General features: G+C 45.1%; 19 protein-coding genes. 12 read left to right on the forward strand and 7 right to left on the reverse strand.

Annotated features, from left to right (window positions below; translation table 11 throughout):
* Window positions 1-12: 12 nt before the first annotated feature.
* Window positions 13-3,291: a SusC/RagA family TonB-linked outer membrane protein gene (locus tag J7623_RS16285; protein WP_291922237.1), complete on the reverse strand. Its 3,279-nt coding sequence runs from the start codon at window positions 3,289-3,291 to the stop codon at window positions 13-15.
* 229 nt (window positions 3,292-3,520) lie between these two features.
* Here J7623_RS16285 and J7623_RS16290 point away from each other — a divergent pair, with 229 nt between their 5' ends.
* Together J7623_RS16290 and J7623_RS16295 are read left to right on the forward strand one after the other, a co-directional pair.
* Entirely contained in the window at window positions 3,521-4,051 is a 531-nt protein-coding gene (locus tag J7623_RS16290; protein ID WP_291922240.1) for an RNA polymerase sigma factor, read from the forward strand.
* Between the two features lie 72 nt (window positions 4,052-4,123).
* The gene (locus J7623_RS16295; RefSeq protein ID WP_291922243.1) at window positions 4,124-5,236 is read left to right on the forward strand and encodes a FecR family protein; all 1,113 of its coding nucleotides are present in this window, start codon (window positions 4,124-4,126) and stop codon (window positions 5,234-5,236) included.
* On the opposite strand, the gene J7623_RS16300 is transcribed toward J7623_RS16295, so the two are convergent.
* Window positions 5,216-6,667 carry a hypothetical protein gene (locus J7623_RS16300; protein ID WP_291922245.1) on the reverse strand — a complete coding sequence of 484 codons (1,452 nt, stop codon included), beginning with the start codon at window positions 6,665-6,667 and terminating at the stop codon, window positions 5,216-5,218. The genes J7623_RS16295 and J7623_RS16300 overlap by 21 nt on opposite strands.
* A gap of 89 nt (window positions 6,668-6,756) precedes the next feature.
* On the opposite strand from J7623_RS16300, the gene J7623_RS16305 reads away from it, so the two are divergent.
* Both J7623_RS16305 and J7623_RS16310 read left to right on the forward strand, forming a co-directional pair.
* The gene (locus J7623_RS16305) at window positions 6,757-7,788 is read left to right on the forward strand and encodes a cellulase family glycosylhydrolase (protein WP_291922248.1); all 1,032 of its coding nucleotides are present in this window, start codon (window positions 6,757-6,759) and stop codon (window positions 7,786-7,788) included.
* A 26-nt stretch (window positions 7,789-7,814) separates the two neighbouring features.
* Entirely contained in the window at window positions 7,815-8,414 is a 600-nt protein-coding gene (locus J7623_RS16310; protein WP_291922253.1) for a DNA alkylation repair protein, read from the forward strand.
* A gap of 65 nt (window positions 8,415-8,479) precedes the next feature.
* On the opposite strand, the gene J7623_RS16315 is transcribed toward J7623_RS16310, so the two are convergent.
* Window positions 8,480-9,709: a thioredoxin fold domain-containing protein gene (locus tag J7623_RS16315; protein ID WP_291922256.1), complete on the reverse strand. Its 1,230-nt coding sequence runs from the start codon at window positions 9,707-9,709 to the stop codon at window positions 8,480-8,482.
* Window positions 9,710-9,925: 216 nt separating this feature from the next.
* Between J7623_RS16315 and J7623_RS16320 the strand changes: the two genes are divergently transcribed.
* Window positions 9,926-10,342 (forward strand): hypothetical protein, encoded by a 417-nt coding sequence (locus J7623_RS16320; protein ID WP_291922258.1) that lies wholly within the window; start codon window positions 9,926-9,928, stop codon window positions 10,340-10,342.
* A gap of 167 nt (window positions 10,343-10,509) precedes the next feature.
* Here J7623_RS16320 and J7623_RS16325 read toward each other — a convergent pair whose 3' ends face one another.
* Complete coding sequence (locus tag J7623_RS16325; RefSeq protein ID WP_291922260.1) at window positions 10,510-11,547, reverse strand: aldo/keto reductase; 1,038 nt, start codon at window positions 11,545-11,547, stop codon at window positions 10,510-10,512.
* A 95-nt stretch (window positions 11,548-11,642) separates the two neighbouring features.
* Between J7623_RS16325 and J7623_RS16330 the strand changes: the two genes are divergently transcribed.
* From J7623_RS16330 to cfa, 4 genes are all read left to right on the forward strand, one after another.
* Complete coding sequence (locus J7623_RS16330; RefSeq protein WP_291922263.1) at window positions 11,643-12,485, forward strand: AraC family transcriptional regulator; 843 nt, start codon at window positions 11,643-11,645, stop codon at window positions 12,483-12,485.
* 74 nt (window positions 12,486-12,559) lie between these two features.
* Window positions 12,560-13,513, forward strand: a complete 954-nt coding sequence (locus J7623_RS16335; protein ID WP_291922264.1) for a GNAT family N-acetyltransferase — start codon at window positions 12,560-12,562, stop codon at window positions 13,511-13,513.
* A gap of 127 nt (window positions 13,514-13,640) precedes the next feature.
* Entirely contained in the window at window positions 13,641-14,903 is a 1,263-nt protein-coding gene (locus tag J7623_RS16340) for a sugar MFS transporter (protein ID WP_291922266.1), read from the forward strand.
* Between the two features lie 194 nt (window positions 14,904-15,097).
* Window positions 15,098-16,210 (forward strand): cyclopropane fatty acyl phospholipid synthase, encoded by a 1,113-nt coding sequence (gene cfa, locus J7623_RS16345; protein WP_291922268.1) that lies wholly within the window; start codon window positions 15,098-15,100, stop codon window positions 16,208-16,210.
* A 38-nt stretch (window positions 16,211-16,248) separates the two neighbouring features.
* Here cfa and ligD read toward each other — a convergent pair whose 3' ends face one another.
* Window positions 16,249-17,325: a non-homologous end-joining DNA ligase gene (ligD, locus tag J7623_RS16350; RefSeq protein ID WP_291922270.1), complete on the reverse strand. Its 1,077-nt coding sequence runs from the start codon at window positions 17,323-17,325 to the stop codon at window positions 16,249-16,251.
* Between the two features lie 9 nt (window positions 17,326-17,334).
* Window positions 17,335-17,835 (reverse strand): heme-binding domain-containing protein, encoded by a 501-nt coding sequence (locus J7623_RS16355; RefSeq protein WP_291922272.1) that lies wholly within the window; start codon window positions 17,833-17,835, stop codon window positions 17,335-17,337.
* Between the two features lie 151 nt (window positions 17,836-17,986).
* Between J7623_RS16355 and J7623_RS16360 the strand changes: the two genes are divergently transcribed.
* Both J7623_RS16360 and J7623_RS16365 read left to right on the forward strand, forming a co-directional pair.
* Entirely contained in the window at window positions 17,987-18,316 is a 330-nt protein-coding gene (locus J7623_RS16360) for a hypothetical protein (RefSeq protein ID WP_291922274.1), read from the forward strand.
* A gap of 188 nt (window positions 18,317-18,504) precedes the next feature.
* The gene (locus J7623_RS16365; protein WP_291922276.1) at window positions 18,505-19,095 is read left to right on the forward strand and encodes a hypothetical protein; all 591 of its coding nucleotides are present in this window, start codon (window positions 18,505-18,507) and stop codon (window positions 19,093-19,095) included.
* A 154-nt stretch (window positions 19,096-19,249) separates the two neighbouring features.
* Here J7623_RS16365 and J7623_RS16370 read toward each other — a convergent pair whose 3' ends face one another.
* Window positions 19,250-20,440: an alpha/beta fold hydrolase gene (locus J7623_RS16370; RefSeq protein WP_291922278.1), complete on the reverse strand. Its 1,191-nt coding sequence runs from the start codon at window positions 20,438-20,440 to the stop codon at window positions 19,250-19,252.
* A 158-nt stretch (window positions 20,441-20,598) separates the two neighbouring features.
* Between J7623_RS16370 and J7623_RS16375 the strand changes: the two genes are divergently transcribed.
* Window positions 20,599-21,213: a hypothetical protein gene (locus J7623_RS16375; RefSeq protein WP_291922280.1), complete on the forward strand. Its 615-nt coding sequence runs from the start codon at window positions 20,599-20,601 to the stop codon at window positions 21,211-21,213.
* Window positions 21,214-21,254 lie beyond the last annotated feature (41 nt).

Here is a 21,254-nt window from a genome sequence, read left to right on the forward strand (position 1 = left end):
GCTATTCCTGGACTAAAGAGAGACCTGCAGACCTGCGCAGATGGTTTTTAATGTTGGAATAACATATGATCTGCTGGTGATTTCCGGGTCAGAGCCTTTATAGTTAGTAATTGTCCATAGGTTTTGACCTTGTATATAAACTCTTACCTGTGTGAATTTGATTTTATCCATCCATATACGTGGTAAGTCGTATGACAGCATTACATTTTTTAACCGGATGTAAGAGGCGTCACTCCAGAATCGGTCCGAATTCCCGTAAGCATTGGCAGCTTTTCCAGCATCATTGTTGGTATTGGTTGTAGATGGAACCGGATTGTTGGAAATGTCACCGGACTTTTCCCAATGGTTTAAAGCGTCGATAGGAGTGAAGCGTGTGGCACCAGGCCACCAGGCAGGTTCATATCCTTGTTGTTTTACAAACTGGAAAAGGAAATTTAACTGTATACCATTGTAGCTTAAAGTATTACTTAGTCCGCCAAAAAAGTCAGGAATAGTTTTGCCCATTACTACATAGTCCGACAGCGCGGTAGGAGTAGTGGTATTGCCGCCACTGGCGGTAGAGAACAGCGGGATGCCGCTTTTGGGATCTATTTGCGTGAAATGAAACCCTTTGACAATGCTGATAGATTGTCCTTCTACCAGGGACTGACTGTAAGAAGAGGAGCTTAGGTTGGGGAAGGAGACCAGCTTATTGTCAGTAAAGGAAATATTAAAAGCGCTGGCCCATGAGAATCTCTTTGACCTTATATTAACGGTATTTAGTGTAAACTCTTCTCCGGTGTTTTGGACAATAGCGGGTAAGTTAAACTGGTAGCTTGTGAATCCTGTCTGTGAAGGCAGTGGATAACCTACAAGTTGATTATTACTTCTGTTTTTGAACCATGCCGCCGTCAGCAAAATTCTGTCATTTAAAAAGCCGAGTTCCAGTGCTGTTTCCAGTTTCCGATTAACTTCCCAGCTATAGTCAGGATTTGCAATTCTTACAGGAATAAGCCCGTTAACAGTTTGGTAACTGTTAATAGGTACATATGTAGATAGGTAACCATAGTCAGCTATTTTGTCATTGCCTACGATACCATAACTGGCTCTTAACTTACCATAGGAAAGGAAAGGGAGGGCATTCGCGATAAAGTGCTCATTGGAGAATATCCAGGCAAGGGCGCCAGATCCGAAATTGCCGAATTGATTTGCGGGGCCGAAACGGGAAGATCCGTCTCTTCTAAATGTTGCGGATGCAATGTATTTTTTCTTCCAGTTATAGTTTAACCGGGAAAAGAAGGAAATGTATTTATATTCTGAGTAAAGGGAATTAGGTCTTAGTACAGTTCCCGCTGATGCGAGGTTCTTTAGCAGCGCGTCATTACTGTAGTTTTGTCCGCGTATAGTCCATCCATTTGCTGTTGCGTATTGCCAGGTTCCTCCTATTAAAGCCTCCAGTTCTCCATCAGCAATATCCCTGGTATAGTTTGCCTGTGGCTCAATGATGTAAGTAGCCGTACTATTGGTACCGTAAGTTGCCTTGTTAATTGGATTTACTCCTTTAGGATCCAGGGCTGATAAAGGATAGGTTAGTACAGAATTAAAAGTATTGTAATTGTAGCCAAGGTTAGCTTGTATTTTAAGACCAGGAATAATAGTATAGCGAAGTACCGCACTGGATATCAAGCTATTGGTTCTGCTGGTACTGGTTTGGTTTAAAAGCGCCAGGGGATTACCATAGCGGCCACTCCACGTTAGCTTGCCGGTTGAGTCATATAATGGATAATTGGGAAAGAACGTTGTACTCAGCGTTTGGGAAATATTATTGTTTCTGTCGGCAGTGTAATTGACGGTGGCGGAAACATTTAACCGATTATCTACAGAGTTATGTTCTACATTCAGATGAGCGCCTCCGCGGTGATAAGTAAATCCGCCGGGAAAAACAGTTCCCTCATTTCTATAATTAGCTCCAAGTAAAAATCTGGTGTTGTTGTTTCCTCCCGATAGGTTTATTTGTGCATTGGTGACATTGGGCGTATTTCCAATTAGTAATTTTTGGAAGTCGGTATACTGCTGCTGATTATATACCAATAGTTCCGGCGCATTAGCGGGAGTAGGAGTTACATTATCGTTAGCGAATGCCTGTTTTCTGAGAGCAAGGTATTGTTCTGTATTTAATGTTTTAACAAGATGTGTTGCTTTTTCCGTTCCGGTATAGACATTCACATCCAGTTTTGTTTTTCCGGGCTTCCCTTTCTTTGTGGTAATAAGCACCACACCATTGGCACCTCTTGCCCCATAAATTGCAGTGGCGTCTGCGTCCTTCAATACTTCCACGCTTTCAATGTCGCCGGGGTTAATACTATTAAAGGGGCTCAGGTAGTCGTTGGCGCCGGCGAGCGAAGGACTGAAAAAGTTCATGGGAACGCCGGAAAAAGGAACGCCGTCCACAATAAATAGGGGATTGCCGCCATCCGTACCGGGATTAGTCACGATGGAGTTCATGCCCCGTATCTGTATCTGCATATTTGTGCCAGGAAGCCCCTGGCCATTTGTAATGAACACGCCCGGCATGGCTCCCTGTAAGGCTGATAAAGGATTGGCAACTGGTTGTTGCCCGATTTCTTTTCCGGAAACCTTACTTACGCTTCCTGTACTATACCTTTGCGTAGTTGTACCATAGCCTATCACTACAGTTTCATCCAGTTTACTGATAACCGGTTTGAGCTTAATGCTTATATGGGTCTGTTTTTTTAGTATCACCCGTTCTTCCGTATATCCGGTAAACGAAATCACCATCACCGCATCGGGGGGAACATTGTTGAGCTGAAATCTGCCATTCACGTCAGTAACTGCTCCTTTATTGGTATTGTCCACTTTTACGGTAGCGCCGATCAGGGGTAATGATTTTTCGTCTGTAATGTATCCGGTTATCATTGCCCCTGAAGCTAAAACACTACTGTCTTTTAATGGTTGTGGGAATTCTTTTCTAAGATAAATGCCATTATCTATATATTTCCAGGTGATGCCTTTAGAGGTGAATAGTTGACCCAGTACCGTATTGAGCGGGGCTTCATTGTAGCTCACATTTACTTTTTCACTGGTATTAACTTCCGTTTCACTATAGTTAAAACGTCGGTGTGTTTGCTTCTCTATATTCCTCATAATAGCAGATAGTGGTGTATTGGCTGCGAGGAGTGTTACTTTCTCGTTGTTGTTGTCCTGCGCAGATACGCAAATGCAGCATCGCAGGAGCATCATTACCAGGAATGACCGGCTGAGCATGGAGTGAATTTTTAAATTTTTTCTCATAAGTACCTGTTGAGAAGATTTGATTAAGACCCGATAAGTTTTTTGAGGGAAAAGAGATACATGACATGTACTAAGAAGGAACAGATTAAATCAGCAGGTACTATTCCTTTTCCTGGTTTTTGGTGTTAATATAATATGAACAATACCGAAACCTTTTTTTATTAACGTTCAGTTTACAGTTAAAGAAGGAATATTTATTTGATTGCAGAGGAATTTAATCATCATCCGTATGCATGAAATAAGCGATGAAGCATTATTTGATCTGGTGAAAACGGGCTGCAAAAACGCATTTAATAGTATTGTAATCCGTTATCAACAGCTGCTTTTCATGGCGGCCAGGCAACGGTTAGGATCGGAGGAAGAAGCACATGATGCCGTACAGGAAGTGTTTATATGGCTGTGGCAAAAAAAGAACAGCGTGCAGCTACAGTCTTCATTGAGAAACTATCTTTATGGGGCTGTCAGAAATTATTGCCTGAACATCCTTCGGTCTCAAAAAAGTATGAAGAAACGCCAACAACAATATGCCTATGTCAGGGAGCTTTTTACCAGTCCGACAGAGCTGGAAAACAAAGAACTGGGGCTCCGGCTCCGCCATGCCATTAATAACATTGCGCCTGCCAGCAGAGCCGTATTTGAAATGCAATACCTGGAAGGCGTCAGCCAGAAAGAAATAGCTGCGCGCCGGGGTATAGGGCTGCAAACAGTGAAGAATCAGGTGCTCACCGCATTGAAGGAGCTTCGTAATAGCCTGAAGTAACTTTGAATTAATAATTTTTTAACTCTGATAGTACCTGTTTGTGCTTTTTGTTCCTTATACATAGCATTAACTATGAAAACTGATAAAGAATATCTAACCCAATTGGTGCTTTTCGAGCTTTCAGGAAAAATCCAGGAAGAGGAAAAAGAAGCATTACATAAAATGATCCTGGAAGATCAGGAAGCTGCAGCACTTTATGCCCGGCTGCAAGCTACCCTGCTACCCGATGTCGCCAGTAACTGGGGACCAGATGAGGTATGGGAAGGCATTCGCCGTAGAAAGCAACAAAATATTATCCGGAGAAGTATAAAAGCAGCGGTTATGTTGCTAATTGCTGCTGCCGCCGGAATGTTTTTTATGACCGGCAAGAAACCCGACAAATCAGCACCATTAGCTTTTAATCAATCACATATTCAATTACAACTTTCCGGCGGAGAACAGGTGGATCTGAGTAATCAGCAAGGGCAGGTAAAAGCCGGCAGTGTAGCGCTGAATAACCATCAGCAACAACTAACCTTTACAAATACCTCCTCCCGCCCGCAATATGCCACCATTAAGGTGCCGGCAGGGAAAGATTATACTGTGCATTTGCCCGATGGTTCCTCTATACAACTAAATGCAGAAACGGAGTTGCACTTCCCTTTGGCGTTTAACGGATCTGCAAGGGAAATAACCGTTCGGGGAGAAGCTTATATGAAGATAGCTGCGGTAGCATCACAACCTTTCCTGGTACATCTTCCCGGAGCCACGGTACAGGTATTAGGTACAGAGTTTAGCGTAAATACATACGATAGTAGTAAAGTCAGCGTTGCTCTCGTGCAGGGCGCCGTGAAAATGAATGCCACCCATGATACTGCCTTATTGAAACCAGGATATGCAGCTGTCGTAATAGCCGGAAAGGAGCTGAATACGTATAAATTTGATCCCGACGATGTGCTGGCGTGGCGTCAGGGGCTACACCTGTTTAATAACGCATCTGTAGAAGAAGTAGCCACCCTGATTCATCGTTTTTATGGCATAACAGTAAAGCTGGATAAAGTACCTGATCATAGAAGTGCTTTCACGGGTTCCATCGATCGAAATAAACCAGTTGTCAATTTTTTAGAAGGATTGAAATTCTCCAGGTATGCGGAATATTATTTTGATGCTGATAGTACCCTGCATTTAAGCTCCTGGAGAAAGTGAAAACAGTTTTAATTTTTCTGCGATTAACAAAGAAAACGACAGGCATAGGATCATGGGAAAAACCTGGTACCTAAAAACAATGGGTGACGCCAGTATACTAAACCCTGCATTTGTGAAAAGTAGTAATGTGACCAGTAATAGGGACCGATTGAACAAGGATTCATTCTGCCTGTTTTTGATCCATATTACAAGGACCCAAATAAAACAAATATTCAAGACGAAGAATATCCCAGGAAACAATAGGAGGATAGCTCCCTGTATATTTGGCGAAATGGCAGTTACATGTGTGTCCCTGTAATGAAACCATTGGGCCGCAAGTGGATAAACTTCTATATTTCCCAGATTATATATTTCCAGTTTTTCCAATGGAGGAAAGCAGTAATTGATAGCATTAGGTAACAGAAAGTGTTGACTGAAAGCTATTGGATGGCGTAAGATCAAAAATTTTCCATAGCGGCCATAGATAGGGGATACTGACCCCCAGGCAGCAACACCATGAGTCGCATCTTCTTCCACGCTAAAATGATTGGTCAGGTACTGTTTTAAAGGCGCCTGAGGAAATTTAATATAAAACGCACCATCCCTCGGTGAAATGGTTTTCGCTTTTTCATGGTATTTCCCGAAAAATCGCTTCACCTCCTGGTCAAAGTCCTGGCACCCGGGCGGCGGCGTTCCTTCTTCGGTAATATACGGATACATATACAACGCATTATTCGCCATTTGCCAGCCACCGAAGATGGAAAATTGCCGATGCCCCGTGAGTTGATATGCACTGTTCTTTGTATAATTGATAAACAACAATATCAATACCAACGGCAATCCAATACCCGCCAGTTTCCATACCACCGCGCGCTTAGACATCAACAAGGCGATGGCACTAATGATTGGGTAAAATAAAGCATTATACCGGATGGTAAACAACGCCGCTATCAGCAGCGCATGGACGAAGATTTGTATAGGGCGGGGCCGGTGAATCATCCAGAGCAACTGTGTGGCCCATAGTAAGCTGAGTGCCAGGAATAACGCATCGCTGGAAATATAATTGCTTAAATACAACAACAATGGATTGAAAAACAGGCTGCCAAAAATAATGTGGCTAATCTGTTTCCCCGGGGTATAAAAATATAAGAGCGTGAAGAAGAAGTATAGCGCTATCAGTTGCCCGAACAAATATTGAAATGCCACTACTGCAGTATCTGAATGTGTGAGCTGATGAAACAGCCATAGAAATTTAGAGTATCCAATCGGCCATATATTAACATCCAGCCGCGCTGCCGCCGCAAAAATGTAACTATATGAATCCGAAAAGAAATCTGCGAAAGGATAGCACAGCTTAAAAATGATGAGCTGTATAATAGCGCCAATAGCTGCTACCAGCAGGTAAATGCGATTATCACGGGATAATACGAATGAGGGAAAAGTGGTTGACATATGCGTAGGGTTGTATAATAAATTACGGTACTACCACTGAAGTATTTTTTCGGTTTTTGTAAAACAAAAAATGATAATAATAACTTAACATGAAAGCTATGATTACACTGTTGCTTTGCAGCAGTACCCTTTTTGCACAGTCGCGCTGGCCGGCAGAAAAAGCTAATAAATGGTATCAGCAACAACCCTGGATGACGGGTGCCAACTTCATTCCCTCTACTGCTGTAAATCAACTGGAGATGTGGCAGGGTGCCACCTTTGATCCGGCTACTATTCAACGGGAACTGGGTTATGCAAAGGCCATCGGTTTTAATACGATGCGCGTATATCTCCATCATGTGGCCTGGCAGGAAGATGCCGCGGGGTTTAAAGCGAGGATACAACGGTACCTCGAGATCGCTGACGACGATCATATCAAAACCATCTTCGTTTTTTTCGACGACTGCTGGCGGGATCAATACCAGGCAGGTACACAGCCGGCGCCCATCCCGGGAGTGCACAACAGTGGCTGGTTAAAAGATCCCGGTGGTTATATCGATACCAACCCTGCATTAATGGATACCTTGCAGTGGTACGTAAAAGATATCCTGACCACCTTCCGGAAAGATGAGCGTATTGCAATGTGGGATCTTTATAATGAGCCGGGGCATTTTGGTCACGGCGACAAAAGCTGGCCACTCCTGAAAAATGTAGTAGCCTGGGCAAGAGCCGTGCAGCCAGAGCAACCTATTACTATTGGAATATGGAACAAGGACTTTGTGGCTTTTAACCAGTTCCAGCTGGAGAATTCCGATGTCATCACGTTTCATAATTACCGGGACACCGCTTCGTTATTAGCCGCCATAGATACGTTGAAAACCTATCAACGGCCTGTGGTCTGTACGGAGTACATGAAACGGCCCAATAACAGCACTTTTATTACGCATTTACCCATCTTCAAAGCGAATAACATTGGTGCTATCAACTGGGGATTGGTAGCAGGTAAAACACAAACCAATTACCCGCAGGGAAATAAAGGAGGTGAACCCGAGCCCGCAATTTGGTATCATGATATTTTCCGGCCTGATGGATCGCCGTTTGATGAAAATGAAATTGTTTTCATCAAACAAATGAATGAATAGTTATATTGCCATCAAATGGCAAGCATATGTTATCTGCTATTATTGCTGACCTGAAAAAGACCGAACATGGTTTCAAGCATATCATGGAAGCCGGCGATAAAATCATTGCAGCAGAAAAAGGAGATCACCTGAAAACAGCCACCGCTTTGATCGGCGGGGAGAGTTACCAGGAGAGGATGCTGGGCGTATATATGTTAAGCCTGTTATCGCCGGAAAATGAAAAGGCTTTACAGTTACTCAAAACCAGGGTGGTGACCGACGATAACTGGCGGGTACAGGAAATGCTGGCCAAAGCTATCGACTATTACTGCAGTGTGATCGGCTATGAGGCTACGTTGCCGGAAATTAAGTACTGGGCCACGCATAAAGATCCTCTCTTAAACAGGGCCGTAGTAGAAGGTTTGCGTATCTGGACCAGTCGGCCTTATTTTAAAACGCATCCGGAGGTGGCTATTGCCCTGATCAGTCAACTGAAATCGAAAGAGAGTGAATATCTCCGGAAGTCGGTTGGAAATGCTTTAAGAGATATCCGGAAGAAACATAAGGACCTGGTGGATCAGGAAATGAAGAACTGGGACCTTACGCAACCGCGTATTGCTTTTGTACACAAGCTGGTGATGAAATAAAAACCGGTTCACGGGCGGCGAAACGCTTTCCATGAACCGGTTTTTTTATCAGGACGTCTATAAGACTATTCCCAGTATTTATCCCCTTTCTTCATTTTCTCCAGGGTAGATTCGTAGTTCTTTTTCTCATCGCCTTCGGCTTTATTCAGGGCTTTTTCTTCCCAGGCCAGGGCATCTGCTTTCTTACCGGATTTATACAGCAGGTTAGCATAGGTATCCATGTAAGCAGGAATTTCCTGGTCTTTGAAAGAGCGCTTGCTCCATTCCAGGGCCTGTTCGATGCACTGCATATCATTACATTTTTCGAAGATGGTCCAGGCATATTCATTCAGCGACTGTGGATCTGCTTTGTGGCCATATTTTTTCATATAGGCTACAATGTTAGTCACGGCATTATTGGCATCTTTTATATAGCTGTAATATTGCACTTTTGTTTTCAGGATCAGTTCTTCTGCGATAGCAGGATATTTGGCCTGGAGGTTTTTTTCAACACCGGCCCAGTCTGGCGCGCTGTTGTCTTTTTTCATCAGTTGCGGATATACTTCTTCCTTCGCCACAATTTCCATTACTTTATTTTCTGCTTTGCCGGCGCCAATTACTTTGTTTACTTTATCGGCGTGGTGCAGGAACATGTCGAAGCCAACATCTTTGCTGCTGCTGGTGAATTTCTCGATGAAGTCGAGGTTACCCGGTGTATACAGGTTTTTCTGTTGACTCAGGTACAGTTTGGCAATGTCGGAGGCATTTCCCTGGTCGTATTTATCTAATGCCAGCAAAGCCAGTTGGCGCAGGAAGGCCGTGTCTTTCTGTCCTTTTTTGAATTTATCCAGCTGTGTATAGTATTGGGTGGCTGGCTGGAGAGAGGCTGCGCATCGCTGGATAAATCCATCTGCATCAGCACCACCTACCTGGCGGTCAACGATATGACCATCCGGCGCAAATACCAGGAAAGTAGGGTAGGCGCGGATGCTATAGTCTTTTTCAATGGCTTTAGCTGAGGCGTACCAGTTTTTAACGTCTTCATTATCTTTTGCAGTTTGATCCATCTGCACTTTTACGCTGATGAATTTGTCGTTCATGAAGCTGCCGACTTTTTCCTGCGGAAAAATATTGGCGGACATATACTTACAGGGGCCACACCACGTGGTAAAGCAGTCCATGAAGATATACTTGTTTTCCGCTTTGGCTTTGGCCTGTACATCGGCCCAGGAAGTGCCATGTTCGAAATGGATACCCTGGTCCTGCGCTACTGCCATGAACGGCAACAGGAAGGAGAGGAGAAATAATTTTTTCATAATGCTGGTTGGATTTTAACCCACTAATTTAAGGTAGTTCAGGAACAAAACCGGCCGCCCCGGGAAATAATTTAACAAGATAAGTTAGTGTTTAATGCACCGGAGTACGGTGTTCCCGGTGGATCTGTCCATTAGGTTATTGTTAGCAGGACTGTAACTTCAGCTGGTAGCAGGGCGTTAAACAATATATCTCCCAATATCTAAATTCATTGCTGTATGAAATATTTTTACGTAACAGCCTGTGCATTATTGTTTGTAACCGGTTTAATGAGTTGTAGAAAAGACGATGATTTATCACTGTCGCCATTGTTAGGAACCTGGGAAGAGGTAGCGCAAACGGGTGTGAATGGCACCATAACCTATCGCCCCGGAGAAGGGTTTCGTCTCAAAATGTATAAGGACTACACTTACTTCATGCATACCGGGGGAATAGCAGATGTCACCGGCACCTTTAAATTAGCCACTGTTGATGTGTCAGAAACTGCGACCGTAAAAGTGATCGACTGGAGCAGTGGCGCGAGTAATAGTTATACATTTATAAGAGATACCCTGGTATTAAAGCCATTTAGCAGGTATCCCACCAATATTGATGATGAGATATGGGAGATGAAATATGTTCGGAGAGCTAATTAGGTAGAAGCGCTAAAGCACGGATAAATAAAGCAGAAAGCAAAAAGCAGAAAGCAAAAAGCTATTAAAGCGAATGACCGGAGCGAATGGCCAAAGTAAATATTTAAATTAATCATTCGCTCCGGTCATTCGCTTTAATAGCTTTTTGCTTTCTGCTTTTTGCTTTCTGCTTAATAAAACGCCGGCGGCGGATTCAGCGTAAGATTCTGCCGCTGATGCCAGTATGGATAAATGGTAGGCACTTCACTGGCTGCATCCAGTTGTTTCACCTGGTCTGTTGTCAGGTTCCAGCCGGTGGCTCCAAGGTTTTGAATCAACTGTTCCTCGTTACGGGCGCCAATGATGATACTGGAAACAGTAGGACGTTGCAGCAACCAGTTAATGGCTATCTGGGCAACTGTTTTGCCGGTTTCGGCGGCAATGGCATCCAGGGCGTCAATGATATTATAGAAGACATCATCGCGGATAGCAGCTTCCGGCACCGGGCTTCCGCCCTGTGCTACCCGGCCCTGCGGAGGAATAGGACTGTTGCGGCGGTATTTGCCTCCCAGTTTACCTGCGGCCAGCGGCGACCACACAATAGCGCCAATGTTTTGATCGATGCCCAGTGGCATCAGTTCCCATTCATATTCACGGTTAGCGAGCGAATAATATACCTGGTGTCCAACATACCGGTTCCACCCATATTTTTCAGCGATGGCCTGAGATTTCATCAGGTGCCAGCCGGAAAAATTGGAGGCAGCGATGTAGCGCACTTTACCGCTCTGAATTAAATCATCCAGTACCCGCAAGGTTTCTTCTACGGGTGTTACGCCATCAAAGCCATGCATGTGATAGATATCGATATAGTCAGTGCCATGGCGTTTCAAACTGCCCTCTATTTGTTTCAGTATATGAAAACGGGAAGAGCCCTGGTTGTTAGGTCCTTTGCCAAACGGGAAGGTGGATTTGGTGGAGAGCAGGAGCTGATCTCTTTTGCCGGCGATGGCCTTACCCAGGATTTCTTCTGAAAGCCCTTCAGAATAAACATCGGCCGTATCGAAGAGATTCACCCCGGCATCCAGGCATAAATTTACCAGCCGGGTGGCTTCTGTTACCTGGGTGCTGCCCCAGGCTTTAAAAAAATCATTGCCTCCGCCAAAGGTGGCGGTACCAAAGCTAAGCACCGGTACCTGTAGACCGGATGCACCTAATTGTCTGTATTCCATCTGAGATGATTTTATATGTTAAGCTGCAACAAAGGTGAGGGAAAGATGGGACGTAGCGGTTGTAAATTTAAAGCATATAATTGTATTTTTGTGAGATGAAGAAATTGAAGCAGTTCGATACGCTGGTTATTCATGCGTTTGAAGAAGCAGTATTTCACCTGCCGGTTCATAGTCATACGTATTATGAGATCGTGTATATCTTTAAAGGCAGTGGTATTCATCATCTCAATAATAACCAGCTTCCCTATAAAGCAGGCGACCTGTTTCTGATTGCGCCGGAAGACGAACATTATTTCGATATCAGTAAAACTACCCGTTTCGCTTTCATTAAATTTACCGATAGCTATTTCAGCACCAAAAGTCACCTGGCGCCAGATGCTTTCCTGATGGGCAAGCCCGAGGCTATGATGCGGCATAAGCTGCTGAAAGAGGTGAAGCTAACCCTGGAGGAGCCCTGCAAAACCATTTTGCGTAATACCATTGAAAGTATTGTGGCGTATAACTGCCGCCAGGACGTAGCTACGTCACCGTTAGTATATTACCAGATCCTTTCCGTGTTTGGGTTGGTGAAGGAGGCTGTTTCCAGGCTGGATATCCGCATCGATCACGGTGCACCGGATAAAGAAGCCCTTATCTCTTATATTCACCAGCATATTTATGAACCGGAAAAAATCCAGGTGAAAAATATTGCTGCGCACTTTAACATTGCTGTCAATTACTTCAGTGCCTGGTTTAAAAGGAATTTTGACATCAGCTACCGGGAGTATGTCAACTGCTACCGCACGAAGCTGATAGAAAAAAGAATTACCTGCGGACAGCTAACGTTGAAACAAATCTCCGCCGAATTTGGCTTTGCTGATGAAAGTCACCTGTCGCATTTTTTCAAAAGCCGGCATAAGATGACGCCGGTGTCTTTCCGCCGTAAATCGGAAAAGTAGACGGCACAAAAAAAATAGGGCCGTTTTGAAATTATTCCTATATTTATGTAACTGATTACGTAATTGACTACAATATGGAATTCTTTAATAAAACCGGTAAAGCAGCGCTAGGCAGCAGACTGCGTATGTTAACGGAAACCATCACCGAAGGGGCTGCCCGGATCTACGAATTATACGACACCCGCTTACAGCCCAAATGGTTCCCCGTATTCTACGTGTTATCAGAGGGCGAAGAGAAAACCATCACCGCCATCGCCAAAGAAATAGGGCATTCCCATCCTTCTGTCAGCAAAATAATTGGAGAAATGAAGAAGCAGGGACTGGTAGTGGAGAAAAAAGATAAAACAGATGGCAGGCGGAACATGGTTCGCCTCACTAAAAAAGGCACGGATATTAACGTCAAACTTGCTGATCAGCTTATCGATGTAGGGAACGCTATTGAAGCTATTTCCGCGCAAACGGCCCACGACCTCTGGAAAGCGATCGAAGAATGGGAATACCTGCTGGAGCAGCGATCGCTGTTAGACCGTGTGAAAGAACAGCAAAAGAAGCGGGAAGCCGCCAGGGTGCAGATCGTTGACTACCGACCGGAATATAAAACGGCCTTCCGCGAGTTGAACGTGGAATGGATTTCCAAATACTTTAAGATGGAGGAAATGGATTATAAATCGTTGGATAACCCCGACGGCTATATCCTGAAAAAAGGAGGGCATATTTTTGTGGCCCTCTATAACAATGAACCCGTTGGGGTTTGCGCCCTGGTAAAGATGGACGATCCGGACTACGATTACGAGATGGCTAAAATGGCAGTATCTCCCAAAGCCCAGGGAAAAAGTATAGGATGGCTACTGGGGCAAGCCATTGTGCAAAAAGCGATTGAATTAGGTGCGCGCAATATTTACCTGGAAAGTAATACCATCCTGAAGCCTGCCATCAGCCTGTATGAGAAGCTGGGCTTTAAAAAAGTAGGCGGGCGCCCAACGCCTTATGAACGGGCCAACATACAAATGGAACTACCACTTAAATAAACCACAACAGGCCTCTCTTACAGGAGGCCTTTTTGTTTCCTCCAAAGTACTGGTGATTATTAAAACTGCGCCGTATATTAGTACCTGAGAACTATCCACGTTATACATCAAATAAAAACTCAGGAACATGATTTCACCCGAACAGGAAACATTCCAGACGGCTACACATTCCACCACGTTATTACCCGCCAGATTCACGGAAAAGAAATACGTTATTACGCTGATCTTCGTCACCTCGCTGTTTATGTGCTGGGGTATTGCGTTGACCATGGGCGACGTACTGAACAAGCATTTCCAGAATGTATTGCATGTATCTAAATCGCAATCGGGTTTGGTACAGTTCTCTATTTTCGGTGCTTATGCGCTGATGGGTATCCCGGCAGGATTATTTATTAAGAAGATGGGATACAAAAACGGCGTGTTACTTGGCCTCACCTTATACGCCATGGGCGCCTTTTTGTTTGTGCCTGCCGCCAATGCGGCTTCCTTCACGGTGTTCCGCATCGCATTGTTTGTGCTGGCCTGCGGCATGGCTACACTGGAAACAGTGGCACATCCGTTTATGGCGGCATTAGGGGATCAACGTACGAGCGACCAGCGCATCAACTTCGCACAATCGTTTAACGCGGTAGGCGCTATGATAGGTCCTACGCTGGGTACCCACTTTTTACTCAGCGCAGGCCATGAAGCAGGCGGAGAACTGTTGTCTGTAAAAACATTATACATCTATATCGGCGCGGTGATTGCCGCCATTGCGGTGGCCTTTGCATTGGTGAAAGTACCGCCGGTAACAGACCCTCACGATGGCGCTGCGGATGCCCCGGTGACAGCCGGCGCCGGCAAAAAATTATTTCAGCAGAAGCATTTTGTGTGGGCAGTAGTAGCGCAGTTTTTCAATGTGGCCGCACAGGCCGGTACCTGGGCATTCTTTATTAACTATGGCCACGAAATGATGGGCTTTTCTGATGAAAAAGCCGGCTACTTCATGTTGCCTTTTATGGGCATGATGCTGGCCGGAAGATTTGTAGGTACTGCCTTAATGCGGTTTATAGCGCCCAACAAATTACTGGCGGCATTTGCGCTGGGAAATATATTGATGTGTTTACTGGTAGCGCAGGGATGGGGCTGGACTTCCTACATTGCACTGCTGATGATTAACTTCTTCTTCAGCATCATGTATCCTACTATTTTCAGTCTCGGTTTAAAAGACCTGGGCCCGAAAACGCAGCAGGCATCATCGTTTATCGTGATGGGTATGTTTGGCGGCGCTATTTTCCCCTTCATCATGGGGCGCCTGGCGGATACCAATATCGCTACGGCGTACTATCTGCCCATCGTTTGCTATGCGGTGATTTTCATCTTCGGATATAAACTATATAAACTCAGGTAGTTACTGCCGGCCAATAGCAGCATATAACGGGTAAGCGTATATGATCAGATAAATTATAGCCCGGATGTACGGAAGTTGGAGAAAAAGCCGTTCTAATAGGAGCGGCTTTTCTTTTGCACCAAAACCTGAACAAAGCACTGTCCTGCATTGTTGCTATAGCGTACATTCAGAGAAGGGCTGTTAAAACGTTTGCTATGCTCCAACATCCCAAAGATATCATCACCCGTCTTTTATCTGTCGCCGGTATTACTGTCAACGGTCAGCAGCCATGGGATATACAGGTACATGACGAAGCTTTTTACGGGGAAGTACTCAACAGCGGTTCGCTTGGACTGGGCGAGTCGTACATGAACAACTACTGGGACTGTCAGCAACTGGACCAGTTTTTTACGAAGATATTGCTGGCTAGCCTGGATGCCCGTGTTAAAAAGAGTTTCAGGTTTAAGGCAGACATATTGCTCGCCAGGCTATTGAATCATCAAACACCGGCCAAAGCTTACCGCAATGGCAGCGCACACTACGACACCGGCAACGATCTTTTTGAGGTGATGCTGGATAAACGGATGACCTATACCTGTGCCTTCTGGGAGCAGGCCTCCAACCTCAACGACGCACAGGAACAAAAGCTAGATCTGAGCTGCCGGAAATTGCAGTTGAAGCCGGGTATGCACGTACTCGACATCGGTTGTGGCTGGGGAAGCTTCGCTAAATTTGCGGCAGAGAAATATGGCGTACGGGTAACAGGTGTTACCATCTCCAAAGAACAGGCGGAACTGGCCCGGGAACGCTGTAAAGGCTTACCGGTAGAGATCCGGCTGGCAGACTATCGCACCCTGCAGGAGCCTTTTGACGCCATTGTTTCGCTGGGCATGTTTGAACACGTAGGCTATAAGAACTATGGCGACTATATGAAAGTGGCACATCGCTGCCTGAAAGACGATGGCTTATTTCTACTCCATACCATCGGTGGCAACGTCCCTAATGCCTTTACAGATCAGTGGCTCAATAAATACATTTTCCCTAACGCCATGATTCCTACCATCCGGCTCATCGGGCAGTATATAGAAGGCTTGTTTGTGATGGAACACTGGCAGAATTTCAGCGTCAACTACGACCGTACACTGATGGCCTGGTACCAGAACATTGTACAGAATTGGGATCAGCTGAAGACAAAATATGACGCTACTTTTTTCCGCATGTGGAAGTATTATCTGTTGTCCTGTGCAGGTTCTTTCCGGGCAAGGAAAAGCCAGTTGTGGCAAATTGTGTTGTCTAAAAATGGTGTTCCCGGAGGGTATCGTTTTTGAGGTTGTTTTTTCTCCTTCAAATATTTCTCATAAGTGGATTAAGAGAGCAATGGCTTTAGTTTGTTGAGTACCGTTACCATATTGATGCCTTTCCCGAGCAAACCTTTCAGCAGGTCGCCTTCGCGGGCAATCCGCCTGGGCATATTATAAATATTGAAATCACTTACTTTCAGTCCTTTTTTTACTTCTTCCCAGCGTAGTGGGGCAGACACGGTGGCGCCGGGGCGGGGGCGGAGGGAGTAGGCGGATGCCATGGTTTGTATCTGCCTGTTTTGGAGGAAGTCGAGGTAGATCTTTCCTTTTCGTTTAGCGGGCGTTCTGAGTACACTGGTGTTATCAGGAAGGCGGCGGTTCGCGATGCCCACTACCAATTCGGCCAGCATGCGGGATTGCTCGAAGGTATATTTGGCACCCAGTGGAATCAGTATATGCATGCCCGTGGCGCCGGATGTTTTCACAAAGGAAGGAGCGCCGATCTGATCGAGGATGTCTTTAATGACCAGGGCTGTTTCAATGACCTCATTAAAAGTGTTGGTATCAGGATCGAGGTCAATGAGGCAGTAGTCGGGATAGTCCGGGGTATTGATCCGGCTATGCCAGGGATTTAATTCAATACAGCCCAGGTTGGCCATGTAAAGGAGACTGGCTTTATCGGTGCATACCATGAATTCCTTCGTGTCCCCATCAGATTCACTGGTATAGGGGAATCGCTTTATCCAGCCGGCAACTTTGTCTTCCACATTTTTCTGGTAGAAGTTAAATCCTTTGATGCCTTCAGGGAAGCGGTTGAGCGACTGTGGCCTGTTGGCCAGGTAGGGGAGTATGGTATCGGCGATGGCCGCGTAATAGTTGATCATATCTCCTTTGGTAATGCCTTCATCCGGCCAGTATAGTTTGTCGAGGTTCGTAAACTTAAGGAGCTGTCCATCTAACTTAACTTCTGCCTGTTTTTCTCCTGCCGGCAGGATGTTGGCGGCCACTTTACGGGTAGCCCGTGGGGTTGCTGCTGCCGGCTTTTTTTTAGTGAACGCTTTCGTGCTGGCCGGCGACGTGTGCGCAGCGGGCTTTTTGCCTGCTGTAGCCGGATTTTTTCTTTGGTTATTGGCTGCGCACATAAGCGGTGTTTAAGTATGTTTCTTTGGAATAATAAGGCTGTCTGGTGGATTGGTAGCGGCAATTTGTTGGCGGATACCTTCCAGCCAGTTAATCAGTGTTTGTTTTTGTTCCTTACTGAGTACGGCATTTTTATGGATAAGTGTATAGGAGGACAGCGGCATTTCTCCTTCGTTGATCTCATCTATACATTCGTCCAGTTTTTTATATTGTTTGCGGATGCGGTATTGCATGAATTCGGAAAAATTCAGTTCGCGTTTGCCTTCCACCACATGATGATTTAACCACCATGCCACGGGCTGTATATTGGCGTACCAGGGGTACACGGTATTATTGCTATGGCAGTCGTAGCAAGCCTTCTGCAGGATATCGGTTACAGCGGCGGTAGCGGGATAAGCGGTGGTAATATGGTTAGGCTGTACCCCTGCCTGGATATTTTTGGCAGGATGAATGAATTGTATCAGCACTAAAATTACCAGGAGTATCCAGCCTGTTCTTTTGATTATTTTCATGTCCGGTGGTTTGTCAGCTAAAGTTAACAATAAACAGGTCGCGAAGTACATTCCATTGAATTTTGTTGAGTTCGCAATTTGTTAACCCAGGTGCATGAAAAGGAGAAAGATACCTGCTAGCTTTGTGGGCATAATAAATCTGTTTTTGATTATGCTGTTATTTAATTTTCTCCTGCTGACACACTTTGCTGCCTTTTTAATTTACTTGTGCCGCCTGGCGTTATTATTTCCCGTAAAAAATCCGCCAAAAGATAAATGGGGCCTGCCGTTAGGCATTACCATCCTGCTTACCGGGCTGGCATTGGTATGGCTGAAGTACCCGGTAGTGAACTATTATAAAGTAGGACCTAAGCTGGGGCTCTTTTTGGTAGTTACGGTGGTTAATGCCATGCATGATAAGAAGCCGCTGAGTAAGAGTGCGTATTATGTGTTGCTGGCATGTACGGTGTTGGCGGGGATGATTGCGGTAACGAGAGTATAGTTTTTCTTGAAATTATCATGACGGTAAGGGATATACGTAGTAAACTTCTATCACATATTTATGCTATTTAGGGATTAAAATTTTTCCGTGTTGCGAAAGCGGTATACATTTGCGGGCTGTTATTATTATACCCAAAAAGTAAACTTATAATTGTACACGTCACTTTTTTAAATCCCTAAATATACCTGATGAAAAAGATCATGTTGTTAGCCATTGCCTGTATGGCTGGTTTTAGCTCGTATTCCCAAAGTTTTATGCATGGAGCGGGTGTGGTACTGTTTGTTGATCACGCAAAGAATACGGATGCAAATGGTATCGGCGGCCTTACTTATTCTCCCCGTTTTAATTTTGTTGAGCAGGATGAGATGTCTGTATCCGTTGGTATTCCACTGAGTATAGGCCTCTCCGGTAGTTATTCTGCTCACTATGGCGACTATGAAAGCGAATCCAACTCATTGAATTTTATGTTTAATGCGCCACTGATCGTTAACCTGAATATGGGTTGTGGAGCGACGAAAGAATCAGAGCGCAGATTTGGATACTTTGTAGGAGCCGGTTTTGGTTATCATTATGGTAGCCGAAACTATCAGGTCCTGGGAGATGGCAATGATAGAGCTAACGAGAAGTTCAGCACTGTTGGACCTGTAGCTAATGCGGGTGTTCGCTTTGGTGTTGGCAGTAAAGCACGGCATAATATTGAAGTGAAATTATCTTACATGAAAGGTTTGAATGCTGGTAATCCTGATATCTTTAGTGTAGGAGCTTTGTTTAACTTCTAATGATTGTATGAATCACTGAGCGGAGGCATTTAATGGCTTTTTTACCTGAATGGATTGATTCTCCAGGAGAAATAACAGGAAAAGAAAAACGGGGCGGTTAAGTATCAACGATGCTTGACCGCCCCGTTTTTCTTTTCATAGTGGTTAAACTATTTTATCTTTTAAAAATAATATCTCCTGATACCTGCATTCCCCGTTTATCCGTTACTGATAGATACCATACCAGCGTACCAACTGGCGGTACTGCTGCTTCAACCCGTTCTCCTTTTATATTCACCGGCATAACTTCCCATATTTTATCTTTCAGCAGTGTAGCCGTATCCGTGGTATAATGAAGATACGCGGCAGCAAGTGGCTCCGCTGATATTACTTTCGCGGTAATGCCCGTTTGGGTGATACACGTTTTTGTAATTCGTGGTAGCGGTGTAGTATGATTCAGATAGCTGTTGATGAAAGCAAAAATTTCCTCACTTTGCCAGCCATCATGATGGCTGTGGCGCAGACGTGGCTTAATGCTGAGTTGCGCGTTTTTTACCTGTTCGTATGTTTTTTTATAGCTGTCGAGATAGAAGTGGCTGTCGTTGGTGCCGTTAATAAAGAGCATCGGCATTTTTGCATGGCGGATATATTGAGAAGGATCGTATTGCTGTATCCAGGTTTGCTTATCCGCGGGAGAGAGTTGGTCGAGATCTTTGAGCATGGCAGTGTTGTAGAAGAGGTAGCCGCAACCGTAAACAGGTACTACGGCTTTATACCGGTTGTCGATACCGGCTATAAGGCAGGAGAGGATACCGCCCCAGCTGATACCGGTAAGGGCTATACGATTACTATCTACCTCGGGGAAGCTGCGTAGCAGGTTGTTAGCAAGGATTACATTGGCAACCGCCTGGTACATCCATTGATCGGAGAGGGTTGGTGTGATGGTGAAATAGGGCGTTTTATTATCTGGTTCCACAAAACCATGTGCGAGGTGTTGCCTGTTCGGGCCGTTGCCGCGCAGGTCCATGGCAATGGCGGCGTATCCTTTCTTTGCCCAGAGGATAGCCCATTCCTTAAATGCGATGCCACCTCCGCCATGTACCAGCACTACGGCAGGCAGATCATGATCCAGGCTTTTATTGCCGGAGAGGGTGCCGGGTGTGGCATACCAGGCAAATACCTGTTGCGGGCCATCGTGATAGGGAAGCCCCTGGTAAAGAATGCCTTTTACAGAGTCGTTGCTGATCACCTCGTAAGTGGGTGTCTGGTAGATAGCGGGTACATCCCAGATGGTATGCCGAAGTTGGCTGTGGGCTTGCATGGCTATAACAGCCAGTAACAAAAACGCGGAAAGCTTTTTACGCATAGGATTTGAATAAGTAGCTTAAATATATACTAAACTACCTGGAAAAGATGCGTAATTCAATATAGTACTGATATTGGCAAAAATAGGAGAAGTCGGCTGTGCCACTCCCGGTTTTTCGGTACCTTCCCGGAGGTATTCATCTCCGTAAAAAATATCATATGCTACAAAACAGGGTAGATCCATATGGCCGGCTCATTTTTACCCAGGCTCGCGGTGCCTGGATGGGCAACAGGGGGATCTTGCATGACGAGCAGCAGCAGGTTTTGAGACCGTTTAAACTGAAAGCCTGGATTACCTGTGTGCTGGAATTCAAAAACCGCCATAGAACCGTGATGGCGCCTCATCGTTATACGGAGCTGTTTTTCCGGGACGAAGCCACTTCCTTTGCCGCTGGTCACCGGCCCTGTTATGAGTGCCGCAGGGCAGATTATAATCGGTTTAAAACATACTGGCTGAAAGGGAATCCGGAGTATGATTTTGATGACCGGGTATCTATCCAGGAAATTGATAAAATATTACACCGGGAACGGATAACACCACGACTTGAAAAGGTAACATATATAGATACACTCCTTCAGTTGCCGGATGGCTGTTTTATAGTATATGAGCAGCAGCCCTGCCTGGTGTATGAACAGGCCTTGTATAGGTGGTCGCCCGATGGATATACAAAAAAAGACTGCTTTCCCAAAGATGAACAGGTACAGGTATTAACGCCGTTATCAGTGGTCAGTGCTTTCCGGGCTGGATATAACCCACAGGTGATAATCAGATAATCAGTTGAAAGAAGGCGGTGCGTTTTACAACATTATATACC

The organism is Chitinophaga sp. (assembly GCF_017745275.1).
Taxonomy (GTDB): Bacteria; Bacteroidota; Bacteroidia; order Chitinophagales; family Chitinophagaceae; genus Chitinophaga.